The following is a 22,661-nucleotide window of genomic DNA, read 5'->3' as shown; positions in this document are numbered from 1 at the left end:
TAATTTAGAGAGCCCTGTTTGAAATAGTCTCTTTATTTTAAAGCCTTTATACTTAATTTTACAGATTAGGGACACGCCCTAATAGGTTGAATATTTTTGCTTGGCTTTCGTCACTATTATTTGTAGATTCTTTAGCTAAAGCTAAAAGGTGTTCAGTTAGTGAATAATATCCGTAGTATTCACCTTCCGCTATTTCATAGTTCCAATTTTCTTTTTTTAACTTTTCTTGAATATTCATCAAAATTAATCCTTTATTATAAAAGTGGTATTTCAGAGAGACTAGTTAGATGGTAACTTCTAATAACTGACTAGTTGCGCCTCTCATTATAATTTTTAATTATTGGTAGCTCATTAAAGCATATCTTGATTCTTGCGAAGCTAAAAATGTTTACGAGACCTTTCCCTAACGCTTCTCACCCTTTAACACAAACCACCTGACGCAAGGTATGTACCACTTCTACCAAATCACTTTGCGCTTGCATCACGTCATCGATGTTCTTATACGCCGCTGGAATTTCATCAATCACATCTGCGTCTTTTCGACATTCTACGCCCGCAGTCTGCGCGATTTGATCGGCGACTGTAAATACCTTTTTCGCCTCAGTACGTGACATGATACGACCTGCACCATGCGAGCAAGAGCAAAACGATTCTTCGTTTCCTTTACCGCGTACGATGAATGATTTGGCACCCATCGACCCCGGAATGATGCCGTATTCACCAACGCGGGCACGTACCGCGCCTTTACGGGTCACAAATACTTCTTCGCCGTAATGCTCTTCTTTCGCCACATAGTTATGATGACAGTTCACCGCTTTTACGGCTGCATCAAACGGCTTAGGTATGATGTGGCGTAGCGCTTTGATGGCTTTTTCCATCATAATTTCACGGTTTTTAAAGGCAAAACGCTGCGCCCAACCCACCGCAAACCAATAGTCATCGAAATGCTCTGTACCCTCGGCAAAGTAGGCCAAATCTTTATCTGGCAAGTTGATAAACCACTTGCGCATGTCCTCACGTGCCAGCTCAATAAAGTAACGACCAATGGCATTACCCACACCGCGTGAGCCTGAGTGCAGCATGATCCAAACTTGGTTGGTCTCATCAAGGCATACCTCGACGAAATGGTTCCCCGTACCCAGCGTACCCAAATGGTTAAGGTTGTTGGTGTTTTTAAGCTTAGGGTGCTTTTGGGTTATATAGTTAAAGTCATCAACCAGCGTACCCCAACCATTCATTACGGTGTCGTCAGGGTTCGCCCACGCGCCAACATCACGGCGTGACCCGCGACCACGCGTTTTACTACGACCATGTGGAATCGCTTTTTCTAGTTCGGTACGCAGACCAAGCAAACTATCGGGCAAATCGTTCGCGGTTAGGGTAGTTTGCACTGCCATCATTCCGCAGCCGATATCGACGCCAACGGCTGCCGGAATAATCGCTTCTTTGGTGGGCAGTACGGTACCAATAGTTGCACCAATACCGACATGTACATCGGGCATCACCGCAAGCCATTTATATACAAACGGCATTTTTGATGCTTTGATCAATTGGTCGTGCGCTTTTGGATCAACAGGCACGCCCTTGGTCCAAAGTCTGATAGGCGTTCCGCCGTCTTGAATGATGTTATGAGTGGTTGGTTGCATGTCGTTGTCCTTAGCAGTGCAAAGTTTGTTTATTATGAAAGATGATGCTTACTTTATATAATGCTAAGGGTGTGCCAAGTTTTTAATATACTCAAAATTTAATCGTAAGTATTTGATATTAATGCTTTAAATAATATTATTTTTATACATCTAAAGTAGGTTAGTGAAAATATTGAAAAATAAATTTATAAAATATTCTATTAGTATAGTATTTATTCTATATATTAATATTTTTATCCTATAACGCTCATACTAAATTTTCGTACATGCACCAATATTTTGGATGATTGAACCTTATGTCTAACAAAACCGCCGTCATCGGCTTCCTCGGCACTACCTTAGACAATGGCTTTAATGATAAGCGTTGGCAACGTTGGCGACCAACCGTCAGTTTGGGGCTGCATGACGAGCTACTGGTCGATGAGCTGCATATCTTATATAGCAAGCGCGATAAGCGCCTGTTTAAAATAATTGTCGATGACGTGGCACAAATTAGTCCGAACACTACCGTTATTGGTCATCATGTGGCGCTGACTAGTCCGTGGGATTTTGCAGACGTTTATGCTGAGTTGTATGATTTTGCCGCAGGGTTCGATTTTCAGGATAGTACCGACTACTTACTGCATCTGACCACAGGTACGCATGTGGCGCAGATTTGCTGGTTCTTGTTGGTAGAGGCGGGCTTTATTCCCGCTGATTTGATTCAGACTTCCCCTTGCTCAAGACCTGACCAAGCTGATCCGCAAGGTCGCTATCAAGTGATTGATTTGGACGTCTCGCGCTATGATGGCTTGCGTGAACGTTTTGAGGCAGAAAAACAGCAACATTGGCAAACCTTGCAAGCCAACTTAGTCACCCAAAATGCCGCTTATCAAAAGCTCATCTCCGATATCGAAAAGGTCGCCACCCGCTCAACTGCACCCATATTATTGATGGGCGCAACAGGGGCGGGCAAGTCGCAACTGGCAGGCCAAATTTACGCGCTCAAAAAAGCCAAAGCCAGCAGTACGCAAGGCAAAAATACGCTTGATATATTCGTGGAAGTAAACTGCGCCACCCTGCGTGGTGACACCGCCATGAGTGTGTTATTTGGTCATGTCAAAGGTGCCTTTACGGGCGCTGCGACGAGTCGAGATGGGCTGCTAAAATCAGCTGATGGTGGATTGTTGTTCTTAGATGAAATCGGTGAGTTGGGGCTTGATGAGCAAGCGATGCTATTAACCGCACTGGAGGAGCAGCGCTTTTATCCGCTCGGTAGTGACACACCGATTAGCGTGTCGTTTCAGCTAATGGCAGGCACTAATAAAGATTTGCGACAAGCAGTCGCTAATGGCGAGTTTCGAGCGGATCTATTTTCGCGTCTCAATACATGGACGTTTTTTTTGCCATCGTTGAAAGACCGTCTGGAAGACTTACCTGCCAATATCGACTATGAGCTAGCGCGCTTGGGTAGCGAGCAGCAGCAGCAATATAGATTTACCCCAGAAGCAAGACAGCTGTATGAAGCTTTTGCGATGAGTGCGAATGCCACATGGCAGGGGAACTTTCGTGATTTGACCGCCAGTATGATTCGCCTGACCACGCTGGCTGAAAGTAAAGTGATTCGCAATGATGATGTGCAGGCGGAGATTGAACGCTTGACGCATCTTTGGGAACTGCCTGACAGCTTGAGTGGCTCAAATAGATTGAGTAATGATAATAAAGGCAATAACGCGAACAAAAATAGCCCAAGCAATAATAGCTCTGATATTACTTTGGATAATGAAACTATCGAGCAGGGTAGCCATAGTACCTTAAGGAAATATCTTGACGAAGATATGCTGACGACTATTGATTCGTTTGATGCGGTGCAACTGGCATATGTGATTGAAGTTTGTATCAACCATAAGAACCAAGCAGCGGCGGGGCGTTATCTGTATGCAAATTCGCGCGATAAGCTAAAAATTCCAAATGATAGCGATAGATTGCGTAAGTATCTAATGAAGTTTGGGCTGCGTTTTGATGAGTTAAAATAAAGCATCTTTCATAAGACAAAACCCATCAACTAAGCCAAGATGCTTGTACTATAGATTTATCATTTGTCCTCTTTTAAACCCCACCACCAATCCGCTCAGCCAACGCCTGCAATTTTGGCACAATCATCGCTGCATATTCTTCTGATTCCCAGTTGGCACTTGGCACACTGGCATTAAGCGAATAAGTATACTGCCCAGTCGCGACATCAAATACACCAACGGCCACGGCCAATATATCAGTAGAAAACTCACCATCTGATACCGTATAGCCATACGCTTTGTAATGGTCTGCAGCGTTAGAGAGAGCAGATTGGGCGTGGTTATAATCTTCTGTAGATAAATGCTCTTTTAAATTACCGTCAATGACAGCCTGTCTCGCTGGCGAGCTAGCCGCATAAAAAGCGCGTCCAATAGCAGTACGTGCGACAGGTACAGCGGATCCAACCTGTAAATTGACCGATAGACGAGCAGGGCTACGACAACAAGCGTGATAGCGCATCTCTCCTTCGACTTCGGTTGCCAAATTCACTGATACTTCATTCTCACTAGCAAACTGTCGCAGTAAAGGTTCAGCCGCTGCGACCATATCGTGGCGACTCCACGCGGTCGCACTTAGACGTACAGCGCTACTACCCAATTGATACTGTCCGTGCTCAGTGACACGTAAAAATCCAAGCGTGGTTAAGGTATGGATAAGGCGAGTGATGGTCGCTTTTGGCAGATCGGTCATCTGACATAGCTGCTGATGGGTGAGCCGCTCATCATTTTCAAATGCTGTGAGTAAAGACAGTCCACGCCCCAATGCAGTCACGAATTGTCTGTCATTATCTTCTTTACTCTGCTCAAGGATGCTATTCATTCGAGTCAGTAATGGTAAGGCTGCTGATATATTTTTTGTCATTTTATGCTCATTTTTTTGGATAAAGGTTTACAGCGACCCGAAACTTTGTTTTAATGAATTTAAATTATGAAACTAAGTTTCGCACAGCGGAATTAGTAAGTCAATAAACTATTAAGTTAATTTATTCATTAATTACTAATCGTCGGTCAGGATGACTGATATCAAGGAGATCCACATGGCAACATCTACGCGTCCAAGTTTCGATTGGGAAGATCCGTTTTTATTACGTGACCAGTTGACTGATGAAGAGCGCATGGTCACGGACAGCGCCCGTCAGTTTTTTCAAAAAGAGCTGATGCCTGGTATTGTTGAAGCCAATCGCAACGAGCACTTTGATCGTAATATCATGCGTCAAATGGGTGAGATGGGCTTGCTTGGTGTGACGATTGAAGGTTATGGTTGTGCTGGTTTGTCTAGTGTCGCTTACGGCCTAATTGCCAAAGAAGTTGAAGCCGTTGACTCAGGCTATCGTTCAGCGATGAGTGTGCAGTCAAGCTTAGTCATGCATCCTATTTGGGCATACGGCACCGAAGAGCAAAGAGAGAGATATCTGCCTAAGCTTGCTACTGGCGAATATGTTGGCTGCTTTGGTCTGACTGAGCCGGATTCAGGCTCAGATCCTGCCTCGATGTCGACCCGTGCGCGTGCGGTGGATGGCGGTTATGAGGTAACGGGTAATAAGATGTGGATTACCAACAGTCCTATCGCTGATGTGTTTGTCGTTTGGGCAAAAGATGACGCTGGTGAAATTCGTGGTTTTATTTTAGATAAAGGTATGAAAGGGTTATCAGCGCCGAAGATTGAGGGTAAGTTTTCACTGCGTGCTTCAGTCACGGGTGAGATTGTGATGGACAAAGTATTCGTTCCTGAAGCCAACGCTTTCCCAGATATCCGTGGACTAAAAGGTCCATTTGGCTGCTTAAATAAAGCCCGTTATGGTATCGCATGGGGCGCGATGGGCGCGGCTGAATTCTGCTGGAAAGCGGCTCGTCAGTACACGTTAGATCGTAAGCAGTTTGGTCGTCCGCTCGCGGCAACGCAGCTAGTACAGTTAAAGCTTGCCAATATGCAGACTGAAATCACGCTAGGTCTACAAGCCGCGTTACGTGTGGGTCGTCTGATGGATGAAGACAATGCGGCGCCTGAGATGATTTCACTGATTAAGCGTAATAACTGCGGTAAGGCGCTCGATATCGCGCGTATTGCTCGTGATATGCATGGCGGTAACGGTATCTCTGATGAGTTCCACATTATCCGTCATGTGATGAACCTAGAAGCGGTTAATACCTATGAAGGTACGCACGATATTCATGCGCTCATCTTAGGTCGTGCGCAGACTGGTATTCAAGCGTTCTTTTAAGTACTTTTAGCTCATACAATTGTATTCTACGACGTACGTTGCTGCTTGGCTTCTTGTTAAAAGAGCATTAGCAATAGCGTACGTTCTTCAGTTGTTCTTCATGATTTAACTACTGAAAAATTACATCCTGAAGAACAATTTTATTGTCAAAAATACGCGACACAATAAGGGATTATTATGACGGATATGGCAAAAGGTGCATTGCATGGTATCAAGGTGCTTGATTTATCGAGAGTATTGGCCGGTCCTTCTTGTACGCAAGTACTCGCAGATTTGGGCGCTGAAGTCATCAAAGTTGAGCGTCCACATATTGGTGATGAAACGCGTCATTGGGCGCCGCCAACATTCAGCGATGACACCTCTGCTTACTACGCTACCATCAATCGTAATAAAAAATCTCTCACCGTCGATATCACCACGCCAGCAGGACAAGCTATCATTAAAAAACTGGCCATTGACAGTGATATCTTAGTAGAAAATTTCAAAGTGGGTGGTCTCAAAAAATACGGCTTGGATTATGACAGTCTAAAACAACACAATCCGCGCCTGATTTATGCGTCATTGACAGGGTTTGGTCAGACAGGGCCAGATGCCGCGCGCCCCGGTTACGATTATATTATTCAAGGGTTGTCAGGACTGATGAGTATCACGGGTCCGAGTGATGGCGAACCGCATAAAGTTGGCGTCGCAGTGGTCGATTTGTTTGCCGGTTTACAGCTGACCGTTGGCATTCAAGCGGCTTTAATTGCTCGTGAGTCTACTGGGTTAGGGCAGCATGTCGATGTGGCATTGCTTGATAGCGCGCTTGCGATGCTCGCCAATGTTGGTATGAATCATTTGGCATCAGGTAAAGTGCCACCCAGACTGGGCAATCAGCATCCTAACATCGTGCCTTATCAAGTGTTTGCTGGTCAGGGGGAGGCGCACTTTATCTTAGCCTGTGGGAATGACAGTCAGTTTGCCAAACTTTGTGATGTGCTTGCAGTTGATTGGCATACCGATGAGCGCTTTAGGACCAATCCACAACGCGTTGCCAACCGCGAGCTGCTGTGTGATGAGCTGAGTAATAAATTTGCCGAGCAACCACGCACTTATTGGTTAGAAGTTTTAGATCAAGCAGGTATTCCGTGCGGAGCGATTCATAATATCGCTGAGGCCTTGGCCATGCCACAAGCAAAAGCGCGCGAAATGATTGTCGATTTTGCAACGCAAGGCAGTCCGGTAAGAGCACTTGGCAATCCTATCAAGTTATCCGCATCACCCGTCACTTATCGTACGCCACCACCACAATTGAGCGAGCATACCGATAGTACGCTTGCTGATTTGGGCTATGACAGCGACATGATAGCCAAGCTTAAAGCCGATGGGATTGTTTAGTTAGGCATCAAGAAAAGCGCCATTGGAAAAAATGTTGAACAAAGGAATGTTAAGCATGAAGATATATAGCCATGAAAATCTAAGCCTACATAGACCATTACCTTATTTCTCTTATGGAAAGATGCATGAGCCGTTAGAGATACCAGAGCGTATGGTTGAGTTCTTAAAAGCACCAGCAGCGTTAGGGTTAGAGGTGACGACAGCTACTGATGTCGGCATTGGGCCTATATTAGCGGTTCACGATTTTGGTTATGTGGCTTTTCTCAAGCATGGCTATGATGACTGGATGGCAATTGAAGAAGATCTAGGCGCGCAGGTACAGACGGGGATTTTTGTGCCGTATGACAATCCCGGTATCGGTATCATGGCAAAAGCAGCAAAGTATCAAGCGGATGATAGCGCGCCTATCAGCGAGCATTCTTGGACATCTATTTATTGGTCTGCGCAGACTGCACTCAATGCGGCTGAAGCATTGCTGAACGATGATTTATCAGATACCGAGCGTGCCGAAACTCATATACAGCTTTGCTTCTCACGGCCTCCTGGTCATCATGCTCGCAAAAGCGCCGCTGGCGGATTTTGCTATCTAAATAATGCAGCCATCATCGCCGAACATCTGCGCCAAAAATACGAAAAAATCGCCATCATAGACACCGACATGCACCACGGACAGGGTATCCAAGAGATATTTTATGATCGCAGCGATGTGCTTTATACCTCGGTTCACGGTGACCCCGTTAACTTTTATCCCGCAGTGACAGGGCATGCGTTTGAAAGGGGCACAGGCGTGGGTGAAGGCTATAACGTTAACTTTCCAATGCCGCACGGCACCGATGAAGCTGGGTTTTTTGAGTATGTTGATAAATCTATCGAAGCGATGACGCTATTTGACCCTGATGTCATTGTGCATGTCTTAGGTTTTGATGTTTATGAGAACGACCCAGAAGCGAGATGTGCGGTGAGTACGAAAGGATTTAAAATATTGGCACAAAAGATGAAAGCGCTAAACAAACCACTGATTGTTTTAGTCGAGGGCGGTTATTACTTGCAAAAGCTCAATGACAATTTGCAAGCATTTTTATCAGGGCTTATTTCAGAAGATTAACAGTTATCGTCAAAATAACTGAAAGAGTTTGAAGTAAACAAGAAACTAGCAGCGTTTTAACTTGATTTATTATCGATAAAACCCAAACGCTGCTCAATTTGCTCGGCCAATTCAATCAATACTGCGCTGACCTCAGCACGCTTGGATTCATACTCACCTTGTAAAAAGCTAACCGCCATACCCGCAACGGCATTGCCGGATGCATTGCGAATATAAGTGCCTAAGCAATACATACCCTCGCGCAGTTGCCCATCGTCGAGGGAGATACGACTGTCTTGAATAGCCGCCAGCTCAGTGGACAAATCGCTAAAGTTATCGACACCGTGTTGGGTAATAGGCGTAGGGAACCCGCTGGCATAGATAGATTTTATACTGTCCATAGAAAAGGTTGAGAGCATGGCTTTGCCGGTAGCAGAGAATACTGCTGGTACGCGAACACCAGCGCGAAAGGTAAAGCCAAGCGGGGCAGGAGCTTCATGACAGGCTAAAAATACCACTTCACCTAAATCAAGCTTAGATAAAGTAACTGTATGTTGAAGAAGAATCGGATACTGGACAATGAGGTCTTTAAATAACTGGATGACGCCTTGCTGCTGTTCATACTTACCCGCCCAATACATCAAATAAGAGCCTAAATGAAAGCGGCTCTCGCTGTCTTTATAGATGACATGCTTGGTCAAAAGACTTTGCAAAATATTGTGGGTTGAGCTACGTGGTAGATTGAGCTCTTTAGCAATATGAGCTGCCGTTAAAGGCTGTGAGCTATCAGTAATTAAATCTAAAATCTGAAAGGTTTTGTCCAAGGCAGGAACGGCAGTTGAGCTCATAAGGAACCTATAAAAGTCAGTAAAATTGGGAAAATATAAAAATAACGCGATAAATCATCATTAAAATGAGAATAGGGGTTGCAAATGGCTGGCTATCATTCTTATAATGATGTCTCATATATAGAATAGATGTTCAGTATATTGAACACTTAACAAGTTATCAATAATTATTTAAATCATAACCTTCTATTTATTGTTATTCACTTATCGCTATAAATCTGCGAATCCTATTTGCAAACCTCAATTGACAAGGAGCGTCACAATGTCACAACTGTCACAGTCTACGCTACAGCTATCGAACCCAGATCTACTTAAACAGCAGTGTTTCATCAAAGATGGCTGGCATGCCGCTAGTGATGACTCGACTATTGATGTGAGCAATCCTTTCAACGGCGATATCATCGGTACGGTACCAAGCCTAACGACCGACGATGTGAACGACGCGGTTACGGCCTCTCATGAAGCCCAAATCCTTTGGGCAGCCAAAACCCCGAAAGAGCGTGCTGAGCTACTACAAAAGTGGGCAGACCTCATCGATGCAAATAAAGAAGATTTGGCCATCATTATGACCGCTGAGCAAGGCAAACCTTTAACCGAGTCGCGCGGTGAAGTGGGCTATGCCAATAGCTTTATCCGCTGGTTTGCCGAAGAAGGCAAGCGTGTTTATGGCGATGTTATCCCTGCCAATCAGTCACAACTGCGCCATGTGGTACTCAAGCAGCCCGTTGGCGTTTGCGCGGCGATCACGCCTTGGAACTTTCCAGCGGCAATGATTACTCGTAAAGCAGCACCTGCATTAGCGGCAGGCTGTACGATGATTATTAAACCTGCGACTGAAACGCCATTTTCTGCATTAGCACTGGCTGCCTTGGCTGAACAAGCAGGTATTCCAGCAGGCGTTATCCAAGTAGTGACGGGCAAATCCTCAACCATCGGCGATATCCTAACGGGCGATGCACGTATTCATAAGCTTTCATTCACAGGCTCTACCGAAGTTGGTCGTACCTTAATGGCTCAATGCGCGACAACCATCAAAAAACTGTCATTAGAGCTGGGCGGTAATGCGCCATTTATCGTCTTTGATGACGCTGATCTGGAAAAAGCGGCTGAAGGCTTAATTGCTTCTAAATATCGTAACGCTGGTCAAACTTGCGTTTGTGCCAACCGTGTCTATGTGCAAGATAGCATTAAAGATGAATTCCTAGATGTGTTTGTGAAAAAAGTCGCTGAATTAAATGTTGGTAACGGCATGGATGAAGGCGTGGATATTGGTCCTTTGATTAATAAAAAAGCCTTGGAAAAAGTGCAGGCACTGCTAAAAGACGCGTTAGATAAAGGCGCAACCCTTATCACGGGCGGCAGCACCAACGGCGCATCAGAGCTGACTTATAACCCAACGGTAATTACCGATATCAGCAGTGACATGGATATCGCGCACGAAGAAATCTTTGGCCCTATTGCCACTATCTTTACCTTTAAAGATGAAGCAGACGTTATTCGTCAGGCCAACGATACGATTTATGGCTTGGCTGCCTATTTCTACAGTGGCAATTATGCACGTTCATGGCGCGTCACCGAAGGTCTTGAGTACGGCATTATCGGTCATAATACGGGTCTGATTTCTACCGAAGTCGCCCCATTTGGCGGTGTCAAGCAGTCTGGCTTTGGCCGCGAAGGCTCAAAATACGGCATCGAAGAATATGTTGTGACCAAATACTGGTGTTCTGACGTCAGCTAATCGTTTAGCGACATGCGCTCTCTTTTAAGGTTTTAATTGTCACACCGTATCGAACGGGATTCAGCAGCATGAATCCCCTCTATAGCTAGCAATTAATAACTGTTAACTATTAGATAAACCATTCCTCAAAACCGCCATTCAATCATTGGCACTTATGTTAAAAATAAAGAAAAGGATATTCCCATGACGACTACCAATAAATCACTACTTGAGCGCCGTAAAGCTGTGTTACCAACAGGACTTGGCGTTGCTTATCCCATCTTTGCAGAAAAAGCCAAAAACTCAGAAGTTTGGGATGTTGAAGGCAATCGTTATATTGACTTCGTTGGTGGTATCTCAGTACTGAATACGGGACACAGCCATCCAAAAATCACCCAGCGCGTGCATGAGCAACTTGACAAGTTTACCCATACTGCGGCGCAAATGATCAACTACGAATGCTATGTGGATCTTGCCGAAAAATTATGTGAAAAAGCCCCTATCAGCGGTGAGAAAAAAGCATTCTTTTTAACGACTGGTGCAGAAGCGGTCGAAAACTGTATCAAGATTGCTCGTGCGAAAACTGGTCGTCCAGGTATCATCTCTTTCGTTGGTGGTTGGCATGGTCGTACTTTAATGTGCATGAGTTTGACAGGTAAAGTGCTGCCGTACAAAAAGAACTTTGGTCCAATGCCAGGCCCTGTATTCCATGCGCTATTCCCAGCTGAAGAGTTGAATGTCACAGAAGCACAAGCGCTGCATAGCCTTGAGATGATTTTTCAAGCGGATATCGATCCTAGCGAAGTGGCAGCGATGATTATCGAGCCAGTACAAGGCGAGGGTGGCTTTCATCAAGTCACCCCATCATTTGCCAAATCTCTACGCGATATCTGTGACGAGCATGGCATTGTCTTGATTTTTGATGAAGTGCAATGTGGTTTTGCCCGTACGGGTACGTTGTTTGCCACCGAGCAGTTGGGCGTTGAGCCGGATCTAATGACCAGTGCCAAGAGCTTGGCGGGTGGTTATCCTATCTCTGCCGTTATCGGTCGCGCTGATATCATGGATGCGCCGCAAGTCGGCGGTTTGGGCGGTACATACTCTGGTAACCCACTGGCTTGTGTGGCTGCACTCGCTGTCATGGAAGTTATCGAAGAAGAAAATCTACTTGAGCGCAGTATTGAGATTGGCGACAAAATCGAAGCCTTCTTAAAGGGTTTAAACTTAAGCAGTATCGGTCATATTCGCCATAAAGGCGCAATGCTCGCGTTTGAGTTAATCGATAGTGATGGCAAGCCTGATGTGGAAGCGACGACTAACCTAAAAGCCAAAGCGTTTGAGCAAGGTTTATTATTAGCGTCTTGCGGTATGTATGGCAACGCCATTCGCGTGATGGTGCCATTGACGGTTGAAGATGAAGTGCTCCAAGAAGGTCTAGATATTATCAAAGGTATTCTAACCGCTTAATAAGTATTCAGTATTTATTTATAGTGAAATACATCACTTTTAATCAAGCCTCGATCTTGGTTAAAAGGCTATCTTTAATAGCACAGCAAGATTGCCCATATGGCACTCGCTTTGAGTACATTTTTTACAACGGCGCCTTGCAAGTCAAGACGCCGTTGCTGTTTGTACTATTTGAATATGAAACAAGTAGTGCCTAGCAGCTTCGATCAAAAGGTATATATGATAATTATGATGGGTACTATCCCACTAAACAAAAAATAGTGTGACCGTCAAGGGTTAACACGGATGACACACAGACAAGGAGCAGGTTATGTCTGAATTAAAAAAATCGTTAGGGACGCTAGATATTATCGCCTTAGCATTCGGTGCTATGGTTGGTTGGGGCTGGGTAGTCTTGGCTGGTGGTTGGATTTTATCTGCGGGGACGTGGGGCGCAATGCTGGCGTTCTTGATAGGCGGCTTGGCAGTGATACTGATTGGTGTGACTTATGCCGAGCTTGCCGCATCGATGCCGATTACGGGCGGTGAGCATACCTATACGCATAGAGCACTGGGGGTAAATGTCTCCTTTATCTGCTCATGGAGTATTTTATTTGGGTATTTTTCAGTCGTCGCGTTTGAGGCGGTTGCCTTGCCGACAGTCGTAGAGTATTTTATCCCCAATTACAATCAAGGGTATCTCTGGACCATCGCTGGTTGGGATGTTTATGCCACTTGGGTGGGCGTTGGGATGCTGGGCTCAGTCATCGTCACTTGGCTAAATATCCGCGGTATGGAAGTCAGTGCGTGGTTCCAAAAGACGGCCGTATTGGGCATCTTATTTGTGGGTACGTTGCTGTTCATTGGCGCAGTCATGTTCAATCCTGAAGGCTCGAACTCAGTACAAGCGCCTGCATTTATCGGTGGTATTGGCGGTATGATGGCCGTTATTGTCATGGTGCCGTTTATGTTTGTCGGCTTTGACGTTATTCCGCAAGCGGCAGAAGAAATTGATCTGACTCGTCCTAATATTGGTAAATTTTTGATTTTATCGATTGTCGTTGCGGTAATGTGGTATGTGGGTATCGCTTGGAGTGTTGGCACGACCTTGCCACTCTTACAAGCCGAAAACTCAACGCTCGCCACTGCGGATGCGATGACCAATGCTTGGCATGGCAAGTGGGCAGGTATTTTATTAGTCATTGGCGGTGTACTGGGTATTTTATCAAGCTGGAATGCTTTCTTGATTGGTGGTAGCCGACTACTTTATGCCATGTCAAAAGCACGTATGTTGCCCGCATTTTTAAGCAAGCTGCATCCAAAGTATAAGACGCCGTCGAATGCCATTTTATTGATTGGTGGTTTGGCGACACTAGCACCCCTGTTTGGTCGTAAAATGCTGGTGTGGATCGTAGATGCTGGTGGTTTTGGTATCGTTATTGCTTATACCTGTGTTGCTATCTCATTCTTAGTACTCCGCTACCGCGAGCCTGATATGGTACGCCCATTTAGAATACCAGCAGGTAAGCTTGTGGGCATGATTACGATTGCGCTAAGTTTTGGAATACTCATGCTGTATATGCCAGGTATGCCATCCGCGCTAACCCCTATCGAGTGGTGGATTTTCTTTGGCTGGACAGTCTTAGGTATTGCGTTATATGGTTATGCAAGGGTGAAATATCCAGGTATTAGCGAGTCAATTATGGCAGAAGAGCTACGTGAATTAAAAATCGTCAATCAATTATGGTTAAAAGATAATCCACCTAAGCAATAGTTTTTTCGATGGGTTATTTTTTAATAACATCAACTTTCAAAAAAAAGCCTAACAGCCAATGTTAGGCTTTTTTTTGTTCTAAAAATGACTCTGTCGATTACGACTTATCACGAATCAATTTATAGTTTAAAAACTCAGTAATACCAAGGGTGCCAAGCTCGCGACCAAATCCTGAGCGTTTGACGCCGCCAAACGGGGTATTGGCTTCGCTACCAGAAGGCGCATTGATAGTGACCATACCGACTTCTAATTGCTCAGCAATCTCAGCGGCTAGCGCAGTATCTTGCGTTTGGATAGAAGCGCCAAGTCCGAAAGGCACATCATTAGCTATTTTGATGGCATGATCGATATCACAAGCTTTGTAGACGACTGCCACAGGACCAAATAACTCCTCTCGATAAACATTCATGGACTCAGTTACATCTGTTAGTACCGCAGGCTTAAACCACGCACCCGGCTTGTCTTTGACCATGCCGCCTTCGACCAATACGGTCGCGCCTGCTTGAATGGCGCTATCGAGCTGTTCTTGCAAGTTAACTGCGGCTGCCTTTGAAGACATTGGACCAATGAAAGTACCTTCATCAAGTGGATCAGCAAGTGTCATATTGCTTACGGCATTAGTAAACCCTTCAACGAATTTATCATACACAGATTCGACGACGATAAGACGTTTGGCAGCATTACACGCTTGTCCTGTATTGCCAAAACGACCAGAAATAGCACCTTTTATAGCTTGTTCGATATCCGCATCAGCTGCAACGATAAAGGCGTCTGAACCGCCAAGCTCTAGCACCACTTTTTTCAGCGCGCCGCCTGCTATTTTAGCAACTGCTTGCCCAGCTCGCTCAGAGCCTGTTAGCGAAACGCCTTGTACGCGGTTGTCTTCGATGATAGTCGCTGCTTGCTCATTGGTGGCAAACACATTGTTATAGACACCCTCAGGTAAGCCAGCATCTTTTAGGATATCAGCGATGGCTTCTGCAGTCTTAGGACATTGCGGTGCATGCTTTAGAATAACGGTATTGCCTGCCATAAAGTTTGGCGCGACAAAACGTGCCACTTGATAGTGCGGGTAGTTCCACGGCATGATACCTAATAAAGCGCCCACAGGACGTTTTTCTACCGAAGCTGACCCTGAATTAACATCAATGGTACTAGGTGCTAGTAGCTGCTCAGCGTTGTCTGCATAGTAGCGATAGATATCGGCAACTAGACCGATTTCACCTCTTGCTTGTGCAACGGGCTTGCCCATCTCATTGGCAACGACGCGGGCCAGCTCATCTTGACGTTCAAGATAGATATCGGCAATTTTATGAAGTATGGCACTGCGCTCACCGAATGAAACCTGACGCCAATCTTGATAAGCGGTATCGGCTTGTGCAATAGCGTTCTGGATGTCCTGCTCAGTTGCCGTAGGGTAGGTGGCTTCTACTTCGCCAGTGGCTGGGTTATTAACTTGATAATCGCTCATAGCTATGTCCTTTTTTAAAATATTATTGGGTTCAAAATCCATTTGGGTCTATATTTTTATGCGCGTGCTTTTAATTGATGATTTTGGCTGCTGCTGAGTAATACAGTGGATATTACCACCGCCAAAGACAATCTCCTTTGTGCGTACTCCCACTACCTGATGCTGAGGAAATACTTTTTCAAGCTGCTCGATTGCTAATGAATCATTTTCATCATCATATTGCGGTACGATGATAGCCTCATTACAAATTAAAAAATTGGCATATGAAGCGATACAAACATCACCAGTCTGACGCGCCTTGGCATCATCAGACTGCTCAATATCATAGTTCTCAGGTAAAGTAACAGGTTGCTTGGTACAGCAAAGCTTATGGACTTTTAGGCGGCGACCTTTGGCATCGGTCATATTTGAGAGCTGCTCATAGGCTTTTTGTGTTGCTTTATAAAACGGATGCTCAGAATCATCAGTGTATAAACAAACCACTTCACCAGGGCGCGCAAAGCAGGCAATATCATCAATATGACCAGTGGTTTCGTCAGGATCGATACCGTCATCAATCCACAGTACTTTTTGCACATTGAGATAGGCTTTTAACTTGTCTTCAATTTGAGCTTCGGTTAGGTGCGGGTTACGTCCAGGGCTGAGCAAACACATACGGGTGGTCAGAACGGTGCCTTCACCATCGACATGAAATGCACCGCCTTCCATCACAAAGTCATCCGTTCGATAGCGTTTGATATCTAGATGGTCACATAAGCGTTCAGCCAGCTTATCATCGTCATCCCACGGCGAGTATAGCCCGTCATAGTCGCCGCCCCATGCATTGAATGTCCAATCACAGGCGCGTAGCTCACCTTTATTATTGATTAAAAATGTCGGGACGGTATCACGCGCCCAAGCATCGTTGCTACGCATGGATATGACGTCGATATTAGCAGGTAGACTATCGCGGCATGATTGATAATCATCAGGATTGACCAGTACGCTAACCTCACAAAATCTGTTGATTGCCAATGCGACATCAGCATAAGCTCTCTGAGCAGGAGCGGCTTGTTGTCGCCAGTTATCAGCACGGTATGGCCATACCATCCATATTTTTTGTATAGGCTCAAATTCTGCTGGCATGTAAAAGCCGTCTTGTTGTGGTGTTGAGCCAGTGATTGATTGGTTCGGTAATAATGACATATAGAGCACCTTATTTGACGATAGCGCGAGTGAGCTTGCTTGTTAACAAACTTTATCCATGAGTCAGCAACATGCCATACATCGATGGACGACGATCACGGAAAACGCCCCATTGCTGACGTTCGATAGCCAGTTGATCTAAGTCAAAAGTCGTACTAAGTATCTCTTCTTTATCTTTAGATGCTTCTTGGATGATCTCACCGCGACCATCCGTGATAAACGAGCCACCATAGAATTGCATGGTGCTGTCGTTGCCATTTTGGCTGATGGTTTCAGTGCCAATACGATTGGCTGCTACGACTGGCATGAGATTAGCGGCAGCATGACCTTGCATACAGCGTTGCCAATGACCTTTTGAGTCGATGTCCAATGTTGGCTCATCACCAATCGCAGTCGGATAAAACAGTATTTCTGCATCCATCAATGCCATGCTACGAGCGCATTCAGGGAACCATTGATCCCAGCAAATACCGACACCGATTTTGGCATACTTGGTTTGCCAAACCTTGAATCCAGTATCACCGGGGGTAAAGTAGAATTTTTCGGCATAAGGAATGCCATCTGGTATATGCGTTTTACGATAAGTGCCAAGTATCTCGCCATCGGCATCAATCACGGTCACACTATTAAAAAAGGTATTGCCTGACTTTTCATAAAAACTAATCGGTAATACCACTTTCAGCTCTTTAGCCAACTGTTTGAAGTGATTGATGGCCGCATTATCCTCAACTGAGGTTGCAAGGGTAAAGTAATCAAAGTCATGAACTTGGCAGAAGTAGGGCGTCTCAAACAACTCTTGTAGCAAAATGATATTGGCACCAGCGTTGGCGGCTTTGGTGACCAAGTCAGTAGCAGTGGCAATATTTTGTTGTATATCCCAACCACATGCCATTTGAGTCGTAGCAACGGTAACATTTCTCATGATTAAATCCTTATCGTATTTATTAGTGAGTACCACATAAAAGGGCTGTTTTTATTGACTAACGAACCATCTCTCATTGCCCGTTAGTCAGTGATTACAATAATAGCGTTAAGTTTGGCTTAAGCCATCATATAACCCAATCCTAAGAAGGTGACGACGGATAAACCCGCACCGAGCATGGCATAGGGGAACTGGGTAAAAGCGTGCTGCATAGGGGAGCAGCCAGCACCTTGCGCGGCAAGTAGCGATGAATCACTAAAGAAGCAAGCATGGCTACCAAATGATGATGCTGATAACAATGCGCCAATCATAAGGGGAGTGCTAACGCCTAGTGCAATAGAGATTGGAAAGACAATCGGCATGGCAAGGACATACAGCCCCCAGCTTGATGATGTGGCAAAAGTTAAGAAAGCCATGACGGCAAATATGACGGCAGGGAAAATAATAATCGTCATATAAGGCGTGATAGCTTCAATCACATATGAGGTCATACCAAGCTCATCATTAATGGCTTTTAAGAAAAAACCGCCGATGACGGTTGAGAGCGGATAAAGCATGACTTTAAAGCCTTTAAAGATGGCTTCAACTTGCGTCTCAAAACTTAAAATGCCTTGCATCCAATAGACAACGACGGTCACAAAACAGGTCAATAATGCACCGCGTAATAGATCGATTTCGAAGTAGACCGTCGAGACAATTAACAAAATCATTGGGAAAGCAAAGTTTGCGATATTGGCTTTGAACGATAGCTTACGCTTGGCTTGGACGTTTGAGATCAGTTGCTCTTCGACAAAGGCTTCAGGAACAGGATTACCCGCTTTGGCGCGTGCCTCGGCTTTTTTCATCGGACCCCAGTCACCCAAAATGCCATACGCGACCAAGAATACAATCAAAAGTGCAAACCAAGCGTACGCCATATAAGGAATCGCGCTGATATAAAGCCCAATACCTTCGCCATCGCCAGCCACACCGTTTTCTTCTAAAAGACCTGCAAAGTAGACCGCCCAAGTAGAAATAGGCACGATAATACACATCGGTGCGGCAGTTGAATCGACGATATAAGCAAGCTTCTCACGAGAAACGTTATAGACGTCAGTGAGTTTTTTGACGGAGGTTGATACGGCTAGACAGTTTAAATAATCATCAATGAAAACCACCACGCCCAAAGCAAAGGTGGCCAATAATGACTGACGGCGCGACTTAATGATTTTTTGTAGCCATTCACTAAAGCCATCTAGACACCCACTGATCTCAAGCAGTTGAATGAGACCGCCCATCAGACCACAGACGAGAACAATCCAAATAATGGTCTCATTCCCCAGCACCATCGACATGTTGTCTGCAAAAGGGGAGACCAAATCAAAAGGGTTGAGCATCACAAGGCCAGCGACACAGCCTGCGATCATGGATTCGAATGGTCGCCTAGAGACAATGGCAGTGACTAATACTAGTAATGTTGGTAGTAAAGATAAGGCGCCCCAAGATTGGTCTGGGGCACGGCTGGTAGATAGCCAAGCAAAAGCCAGATAGATGACGACGGCTACTATGACGGTGAGAAATACTCGCTTATTATGATACTGTCCTTCGACAGCATCATTGAGCTTCATGTTCATATTTACGCTCCCTGTAAAACCTCATTGTTTTTTTAAACAAGCTCTATTCTATGGTTGACGCGCGACAGACAGTAGGACAGTAGCGAATCAATTGTCTATCGCGCCCTATCACAACAATCCGTTGCTATGATAGGTCACTGTAACGACCGCTTTTAAAATAAAAACACCTTATTCAATGTTTATTATTCAAAGTTTTTATGCGTTTACATGCCAGTGGTATCTTTTAGCGCATACCACCATGAGCCCATAACCGAGTAAGGGACTCGCAGCGCTCGACCACCTGGGAATGGAATCCAAGGAATTTGTGCAAAAGCATCGAACTCTTTGGTTTTACCATTGATGGCATCGGCTAATATTTGTCCAAATAGATGCGAGCCTGTCACGCCATGACCACTATAACCATGGGCGAAATATACTCGCTCATGTAGTTTGCCCATTTGTGGTACGCGGGAAAAAGACAACGCAAAGTTCCCACTCCACGCATAGTCGATTTTGACATCGCGTAACTCTGGAAAAATCTTAGTCATGTTTGGTCTAATTTTAGCTGTGATGTCAGCTGGGTCTTGACCACCGTAGACTGTACCGCCGCCAAATAACATGCGCTTGTCTGCTGAGAGACGATAGTAATCAAGAATATAGCGGACATCTTCGACACAAACATCGGTTGGGAGGAGCTGATCTGCTAAATCACCTAATGGCTCGGTGGCGATAATCTGAGTCGATACGGGCATGACACGGTCAGTCAGTTTAGGGATAACTTTATTGAGATAGGCATTGCCGCATAGCACCGCTTGCTTACAAGTCACGGTGCCAAACTCGGTGATGACTTTGATAGCATCGTCAGCATACTCAATATCAACCACTAAGGTGTTTTCGTAAATGGTGCCGCCGCCTTGCTCAATGGCCGCTGCTTCACCTAGGGCAAGATTCAATGGATGGAAGTGTCCACCAGAGTGATCGATGACCCCGCCCACATAAGCATCTGATTTTATATGCTCTTGGATACTGCGCTTATCGAGCATCTCTCTATCATGCATACCATGGCTCTCCCACAGTGCATGCGTTTCTTGCAAGTCTTTTAGCTGACCATTATTTAATGCCGCAAAGATGTTTTTTTCTTTGAGATCACAGCTGATATCGTAGTCTCTAACAAAACGCCGAATGATTTTGCCACCGCGGGTCACGAGCTGACCAACGAAGTTTGCATTTTCTTGACCATAAGACTTTTTGATTTTTTGTAGGCTGGCATTTAGACCATTGACGATCTGACCACCATTACGACCTGATGCGCCCCAACCAATTTGTGCGCCTTCAAGGACAACGACTTCATGATCGGTTTCAATGAGATGCAGGGCAGTGGATAAACCACTATAGCCGCCGCCAACCACACATATTTCCACTTGGATGTCATTTTTTAGCGTTGGTCTATTCGGCTTAGGATTACGACTGGCTGCATAATAGCTATCAGGATATTGACCTTTATCTGAATAATGGGGGATATTGCGCGTGTTATTCGAGGATAGGTTTTGGTTCGTTGCTGCATTGCCGTTTAAATTGCTACTTGAGTTGCTATTTGACATATCAAACATCCTGTAAATAGGTGAGGTATTCAAGGTTGGTTACTTGCTGAGCAAAGCGTTTGGCTTCTTGCTTTTTGACCGCGATCAACAGCTCAATCATCTCGCTTGGGAACAGCGAATCAATCACATCACTGCTTTCAAATTTACGGATGGCGGATAGCCAGTCAAGTGGCAAGGTCTTAAGTTCTGCTTCGTCGTAAGTAATGCTATTAATGGGTTCTGGCGCTTCCAGCTTGTTTTCGATGCCATACAGCATACCTGCCAGTACCGCACTACAGACCAGATAAGGATTGGCGTCAGCGCCAGAGACACGGTGCTCGATACGGCGCGCTTTTGAGTCACCACCAGGGATACGTACTGCCGCCGTGCGGTTTTCATAACCCCATGACACATTGTTTGGTGCTAGCGTACCGGGTGTAAAGCGGCGATAAGAATTCACATGTGGGGCAAATAACAACGTGCAATCTGACATGGTCTTTAACAATCCGGCGACTGCATGGCGCAAGATATCTGAGCCTTCATCTGACCCATCATCAAAGACATTATTGCCGTCTTTATCTAATAAGCTGCAATGCACATGAAAACCATTCCCCGACTGTAGACCAAAAGGTTTTGCCATGAATGTCGCGGTGAGTTTACGGCGAGCAGCGACGGCTTTGACGACCTGTTTGAACAAAATCGCATCGTCAGCGGCTTTTAGTGGATCGTCTACGTGTAATAAATTAATCTCAAACTGACCACAGCCATTCTCTGCCAAAGCGGCATCTGCTGGGATATCGAGCTTTTTGCACTGTGCATAAACTTCGTCTAAAAATTCATCGAATTGTAATAGATCATTGATGCTCAAAATTGAGGTTTTATTCAGTCTTAACCCGCTTTTGGGGCGGATAGGTGGTCTTGGCGTTTCGCCTTCAGTATAGTCAACCAAATAAAATTCCAGCTCAGTGGCCATCACTGGAGTCAAACCAAGCGCTTTGAATTTTTTGCTAATGTAATCCAAAACGTGTCTGGCATCACCGTAATAAGGTTCGTTATTTTCTGTATAAAGCCAAACGGGCAATAGCGATGAAGGCGCACTGGTGTTGAGAAGTGGGTAGGCGGCACGACCAGTAGGACGAGCAATGGCGTCTATATCGCCATTACATTGAGAAGACTCGATGACATCAGCACCCCAAATATCAACGCCTAAGATAGATAAAGGCAATCGTATCGCACCGTTTTCAGCTTTTTCCATTTGATTGAAAGGGATGCGCTTACCACGAAGTAAGCCATTAATATCACCTGCCGCAACATAAACGTATTCTGTGTTGTTTGCAGATTCGACCATTCCATTGGTTGTCGTCATGTCTATTCTTCCTATGAATTTTTAGAATTACTGGGATTATTGTCGATACGGATACTGCTGGCGCATCGTCTTTTAGTGATCTTTATAACCAATGCTTGGTAAAACAGCGATTGATTACCTCTTATTTAAACAGTCTCTATGTTTCTCTTTGTATTTCTCTTTAGGTTTCTCAAAACTGATTTTATTAATAATATGAATTCTTTAGATTTCGCTGTTCTTAGCCCTTAACATCGAGATATAAACGTCAACCCTTGTTTAATGTCTCGCTGATGACTTCCAATATATGTGTGAAAAATATAGTTGTCAATTTTTATTTAAAATTAGGGGCTGTAGTAGATAAGGATTAAACATCACACCATATTCTCAGAGTTTTAAGC

17 protein-coding genes are annotated in these 22,661 nt (G+C 45.0%); 7 read left to right on the top strand and 10 right to left on the bottom strand.

The window, feature by feature from the left end:
- Positions 1-58 precede the first annotated feature (58 nt).
- Positions 59-238: a hypothetical protein gene (locus JFC08_RS12820; protein WP_198330982.1), complete on the bottom strand. Its 180-nt coding sequence runs from the start codon at positions 236-238 to the stop codon at positions 59-61.
- A 175-nt stretch (positions 239-413) separates the two neighbouring features.
- On the bottom strand, positions 414-1,646 hold the full coding sequence (locus tag JFC08_RS12815; protein WP_198330981.1) for an RtcB family protein: 1,233 nt from the start codon (positions 1,644-1,646) through the stop codon (positions 414-416).
- A gap of 296 nt (positions 1,647-1,942) precedes the next feature.
- On the opposite strand from JFC08_RS12815, the gene rtcR reads away from it, so the two are divergent.
- Positions 1,943-3,661: an RNA repair transcriptional activator RtcR gene (rtcR, locus tag JFC08_RS12810; protein ID WP_198330980.1), complete on the top strand. Its 1,719-nt coding sequence runs from the start codon at positions 1,943-1,945 to the stop codon at positions 3,659-3,661.
- Between the two features lie 73 nt (positions 3,662-3,734).
- Here the strand turns inward: rtcR and JFC08_RS12805 are convergent, their stop codons facing one another.
- Positions 3,735-4,562: an IclR family transcriptional regulator gene (locus JFC08_RS12805; RefSeq protein ID WP_198330979.1), complete on the bottom strand. Its 828-nt coding sequence runs from the start codon at positions 4,560-4,562 to the stop codon at positions 3,735-3,737.
- Positions 4,563-4,737: 175 nt separating this feature from the next.
- Here JFC08_RS12805 and JFC08_RS12800 point away from each other — a divergent pair, with 175 nt between their 5' ends.
- The 3 genes from JFC08_RS12800 (at position 4,738) to JFC08_RS12790 (ending at position 8,404) form a co-directional block, all read left to right on the top strand.
- Entirely contained in the window at positions 4,738-5,922 is a 1,185-nt protein-coding gene (locus JFC08_RS12800) for an acyl-CoA dehydrogenase (protein ID WP_198330978.1), read from the top strand.
- A 177-nt stretch (positions 5,923-6,099) separates the two neighbouring features.
- Positions 6,100-7,299, top strand: a complete 1,200-nt coding sequence (locus JFC08_RS12795; RefSeq protein ID WP_198330977.1) for a CaiB/BaiF CoA transferase family protein — start codon at positions 6,100-6,102, stop codon at positions 7,297-7,299.
- A gap of 55 nt (positions 7,300-7,354) precedes the next feature.
- A complete protein-coding gene (locus tag JFC08_RS12790) occupies positions 7,355-8,404 on the top strand; it encodes a histone deacetylase family protein (RefSeq protein WP_198330976.1) in 1,050 nt (349 codons plus the stop codon).
- Between the two features lie 56 nt (positions 8,405-8,460).
- Here JFC08_RS12790 and JFC08_RS12785 read toward each other — a convergent pair whose 3' ends face one another.
- Positions 8,461-9,231 (bottom strand): IclR family transcriptional regulator, encoded by a 771-nt coding sequence (locus JFC08_RS12785; protein WP_198330975.1) that lies wholly within the window; start codon positions 9,229-9,231, stop codon positions 8,461-8,463.
- Positions 9,232-9,493: 262 nt separating this feature from the next.
- Between JFC08_RS12785 and JFC08_RS12780 the strand changes: the two genes are divergently transcribed.
- From JFC08_RS12780 to JFC08_RS12770, 3 genes are all read left to right on the top strand, one after another.
- The gene (locus JFC08_RS12780; protein ID WP_198330974.1) at positions 9,494-10,969 is read left to right on the top strand and encodes an NAD-dependent succinate-semialdehyde dehydrogenase; all 1,476 of its coding nucleotides are present in this window, start codon (positions 9,494-9,496) and stop codon (positions 10,967-10,969) included.
- 183 nt (positions 10,970-11,152) lie between these two features.
- On the top strand, positions 11,153-12,415 hold the full coding sequence (gene gabT, locus JFC08_RS12775) for a 4-aminobutyrate--2-oxoglutarate transaminase (RefSeq protein ID WP_055123915.1): 1,263 nt from the start codon (positions 11,153-11,155) through the stop codon (positions 12,413-12,415).
- Positions 12,416-12,725: 310 nt separating this feature from the next.
- Entirely contained in the window at positions 12,726-14,168 is a 1,443-nt protein-coding gene (locus tag JFC08_RS12770) for an APC family permease (RefSeq protein ID WP_060491417.1), read from the top strand.
- 97 nt (positions 14,169-14,265) lie between these two features.
- Here JFC08_RS12770 and JFC08_RS12765 read toward each other — a convergent pair whose 3' ends face one another.
- The 6 genes from JFC08_RS12765 to JFC08_RS12740 all read right to left on the bottom strand — a co-directional run bounded on the left by JFC08_RS12765 (position 14,266) and on the right by JFC08_RS12740 (position 22,284).
- A complete protein-coding gene (locus JFC08_RS12765) occupies positions 14,266-15,639 on the bottom strand; it encodes an NAD-dependent succinate-semialdehyde dehydrogenase (RefSeq protein ID WP_198330973.1) in 1,374 nt (457 codons plus the stop codon).
- A 48-nt stretch (positions 15,640-15,687) separates the two neighbouring features.
- Positions 15,688-16,824, bottom strand: a complete 1,137-nt coding sequence (aguA, locus tag JFC08_RS12760) for an agmatine deiminase (protein WP_198330972.1) — start codon at positions 16,822-16,824, stop codon at positions 15,688-15,690.
- Between the two features lie 52 nt (positions 16,825-16,876).
- Positions 16,877-17,746: an N-carbamoylputrescine amidase gene (aguB, locus tag JFC08_RS12755; protein WP_227697782.1), complete on the bottom strand. Its 870-nt coding sequence runs from the start codon at positions 17,744-17,746 to the stop codon at positions 16,877-16,879.
- A 119-nt stretch (positions 17,747-17,865) separates the two neighbouring features.
- On the bottom strand, positions 17,866-19,359 hold the full coding sequence (locus tag JFC08_RS12750; RefSeq protein WP_020443104.1) for a Na+/H+ antiporter NhaC family protein: 1,494 nt from the start codon (positions 19,357-19,359) through the stop codon (positions 17,866-17,868).
- Positions 19,360-19,562: 203 nt separating this feature from the next.
- Positions 19,563-20,939, bottom strand: coding sequence for an NAD(P)/FAD-dependent oxidoreductase (locus JFC08_RS12745; RefSeq protein ID WP_227697781.1), 1,377 nt, complete (start codon positions 20,937-20,939; stop codon positions 19,563-19,565).
- Position 20,940: 1 nt separating this feature from the next.
- Complete coding sequence (locus tag JFC08_RS12740) at positions 20,941-22,284, bottom strand: glutamine synthetase family protein (protein WP_055123919.1); 1,344 nt, start codon at positions 22,282-22,284, stop codon at positions 20,941-20,943.
- Positions 22,285-22,661: the final 377 nt, after the last annotated feature.

The organism is Psychrobacter cibarius (genome assembly GCF_016107535.1).
Taxonomy (GTDB): domain Bacteria; phylum Pseudomonadota; class Gammaproteobacteria; order Pseudomonadales; family Moraxellaceae; genus Psychrobacter; species Psychrobacter cibarius.
The sequence above is the reverse complement of the archived record's forward strand: the minus strand, read 5'-3'. Positions and strand labels throughout refer to the sequence as shown.